The 3,450-nt window shown below is 35.8% G+C and carries 1 protein-coding gene and 2 pseudogenes; 1 reads left to right on the top strand and 2 read right to left on the bottom strand.

What is annotated here, in order from left to right; translation table 11 throughout:
- Positions 1 to 465: 465 nt before the first annotated feature.
- Positions 466 to 846 (top strand): annotated as a pseudogene (locus FTV38_RS16910) (flavodoxin family protein); the annotation flags it as partial.
- 173 nt (positions 847 to 1,019) lie between these two features.
- Here the strand turns inward: FTV38_RS16910 and FTV38_RS16905 are convergent.
- Both FTV38_RS16905 and repM read right to left on the bottom strand, forming a co-directional pair.
- The gene (locus tag FTV38_RS16905) at positions 1,020 to 1,739 is read right to left on the bottom strand and encodes a phytanoyl-CoA dioxygenase family protein (protein WP_087554354.1); all 720 of its coding nucleotides are present in this window, start codon (positions 1,737 to 1,739) and stop codon (positions 1,020 to 1,022) included.
- Positions 1,740 to 2,095: 356 nt separating this feature from the next.
- Positions 2,096 to 3,022, bottom strand: a pseudogene (gene repM, locus FTV38_RS16900) (replication initiation protein RepM); the annotation flags it as partial.
- Between the last annotated feature and the right edge of the window lie 428 nt (positions 3,023 to 3,450).

Below are 3,450 nucleotides of genomic sequence, written 5' to 3'. Positions count from 1 at the left end.
ATCAATTTGTTTAGTTGTTCTTCAAAATCTTGCTTGTTTAAATCACCTGAAACGTACTGATCATAAAGTTTTTGATGATCTTCAGTGATTTCTAAATCGTAATATTCTCGATCTGATTTCTTTAAAAACACCTCTGACAAACGATTATTTTTTTCAGCATCACTCAATTTCATGGTCTAAATGCTCCTATTTTGCGTTTATTGGCGTTTTTAGCCCTGTTTAGCTAGATTTCCCTGTTTTGAAGAAAAGTGCGCTTAAAGGCGATTTTAGGCGGTTTTAAGCCATGTGTGAAAATTTGATATTTTAAAAGTTGCCGATCGGCAACTTTTAGCGGTTTGGGGGATTTATCATTTTCCGACAGCAGGAGGGAATGCACGCTTCCGCGTTTCTCTCCGAGAAACAAAAAAACGGCCTCTGAAAAAGATAAAAATAAGCCCCAAAAGTTGGGGCGTTTTGAAATCTTTTTTAGGTGGTGTCTCTGGCACTTTTAAACAACTCATGGATGCCACAGGTCCATTATGGAAGAAGCAGGCTTTTAAAGGAAAATTAGCCGCAGGATTTACTGTTTCCTCATTACCTGCTGGGGATAAGCAATCGACCCTGATTTCGCTTTTCACCTTTTCGATGCAACACGGTATGGTATGGGTCGGCAACCCTATTTTACCTGAGCAACATCAAGGTGTTCCGTATACGCAAGCAGCCAATCGTCTCGGCTCATGGTCTGGTCTTATGGCACAAGCCGAACATGCCAGTGCGGCAGATGCTTTTGATATTGGCGATATTAAAACCGCTCAGTTATTTGGACAAAACTTTGCATTTCGCTTAAATGCATATCAAGGAACATGATCAAATGAAAGAGTCTAGTCTTTAATTTCCATATGTTTTTTAATCTCGGGCATTACTACATTAAAAACATTAGGTGTTATCAATAGTTTCTTTTCTATGTGAATGTCAGCATGGATTAGGAATATCTCTTATGAAGAAGATCCTGTCAGGATGATGGGTTTTCTTTATTTATCTTACAAATTCTGAAAATATCTATACGTTGCCATCATTCTTATCTTTTTTGCAGCATTTATCGCTGGAGAATGAATAACCCTCATATCCATTAAATACACATCCCCTTGTACGCCAGTTAATTCAATGATCTCTAATTTTTTATTCTGAAAATCAAAAGGCTGATTTAATATTTTCGTACTCAATAAATGATTCAGCTGACTTGAAGAAGATCGTTCAGTTAAATGATGTGAACCTTTCAAAACTAGAGTTCCACCACCATGAGGTTGAATATCATCAATGATTAAAAAAAATTGCAGTGACTCAAAAGCTGTTGAATGTGAATCGACATGCCATTTTAAATCATTCAGTGTCCATTTTTCCTGTTGAGGTAATGTCAGTAGAAGTTGCTGTTTCTGATCAGAGTAAAACTTTTTAGCAAAAATTTTGAATACAACTTCACCCAAAATATCTGAATATTTTTCTAAAGTTTTTGGCTGTTTAACTGTTCTGGACAACATGACAATCTGTTGAAAATGACTCAATTTTTTCAATTCTTTAGAGATTATTTTATTATTTTCATAAATTTTTAAACGTTTCAGTTCTTCAACCAAACTCTCTTTGATTAAATTTACTTCTTTTTTATCAATAAACTGAGATAGCTTAACAATTCCATCAACACTTAAGTCAGTTTTAATTTGTTTTAACTTTATTTGATCCAAATCGGCTCCATTATGATTCATTTTAAAAATTTCCAATCCCTAAGATTCAATCAGCTCTACTTAGGCAATAGCCTTAATAAACCAGCATTTTTTCCATCTTCCAACACCCAAATCGAGCCATTATATGCAGTAGAGGGGGAAACTCAAGGATTAGATTTTAGGAAATCGTAAAATTGAAGTTGCTGTTTTGGGTCTTTTAGCATGATGCAAAGCCGTTGCATAAAATCATTAGGTGATTCATTCTCTTGCTTCAAATGTTTGAATTTTTTATTTCTGGACATGCCGTAAGAAATTCGGTTGATCTGCATATTTGGAAAATCTATAAACTTAGGTTCATCGACCTGTTTGATTGGTGCTGATTGGATTTTCTTAGAACCAAAGCCGAGCTGTTCCAGTAGCGGATAAAACATCCTGAATTTTTTTGGCTCTAAAAGCATGTCTGCAAGGCGTTTCGTAAAGTCTTCGGATGACTCTCCGATCTCTGCATATTCGCTACCAACTTCGGGCAGTTCAGATAATTTGTGTGCAAACAAATGCCGTTGTGCATCGGTCATTTCGACAAAGAAATCAGGTGTGTTTGGATCTCGTTTAGGGTCGGTTTTTTGTTGTTTTTTTGGCTGTGCCTTCTGTTTAAATCGGAATGAAAAACCAATAATATTACGTCCTCTTTTGTGCTGTTCTTCTTTGACAGTAATATCTGTATTTTCATTGATTTGCTTTAATGATGGTTCTAAAACACGCTTTTTAAAGTCGTGCATTCGATGATATTCACTTTCTAATACTCCCAATCTTTCTCTGAACTCACTTAGCTCAATAATTGGTGTTTTCCCACTACTACGCCAAGCAATCAAAAGTTCATAAAGTCTAATGGCGTAGCCAGTGGAAAGCCCTTTTACTTGCTCTAACTCATAGCTCGTAAATTGTTTTTCTAGCCGAGTTATTAAAGGGATAATTGCAGGTGAAAAAATTAACTCAACAGATGCCGTTTTTTCGATGTATGCAATTTGAGAAACCCAACGTGAGGTAATATGAGCTACTCCTTTTCCTCTTGGTTCTTGATAGCTAAATTGACGAGCAAACAAGTCTTTACAGGCTTCTTTTAGTGCTTGATAAGCACCATTTTTCAATACATCAAAGTGGTTGATATAGCTCTCTGCGTGAATAGTTAAAGGGTCATTCGCATTAATACCTTTACCACTTTCACGGGCTTCAATTATTGCTAAAAGAATTAACCGTTGTTCCACTAGGTCAAGATTGTAGCTGGCATTAATTAAAGCGTTATCTTTCACAATTAAATCTTTCATATAGCGTCTTATTTTATTATGTCGTCTTATTGATCTTATGTGAAGCCTTATCAAGAAGCAATAAGCAGACATATTTTATTTTGTCGCATCTTGCAAACTAAACGTGCTTAAAACGACATGTTTTATTTTGTCTTTCAAAGCACACTAAGTGTCGTCTTATTGAGAATTTCTAGCACACTAAGTGTCGTCTTTTAGCACACTAAGTGTCGTCTTATGTCCTCTGAAACGCACGTATATCAATGCTTTCAGACTGCTTAAAAGCATTTAAAAGCTTTTTTATTATTAAAAGCCCAAAAAAATTAAAAACGGCATTTAAAACTGCCCTATGTTTTCGCTTCGCTCAAACTCTATTGAATCTCGCTGCGCTCGATTCCTGGGGGCAGTTTTTTTCAAAGACCGGCTAGGACGCTAAAAACAAGAATGGATTC

The sequence above is a fragment of the Acinetobacter sp. YH16044 genome, from assembly GCF_013417145.1.
Taxonomy (GTDB): domain Bacteria; phylum Pseudomonadota; class Gammaproteobacteria; order Pseudomonadales; family Moraxellaceae; genus Acinetobacter; species Acinetobacter amyesii.
The sequence above is the reverse complement of the archived record's forward strand: the minus strand, read 5'-3'. Positions and strand labels throughout refer to the sequence as shown.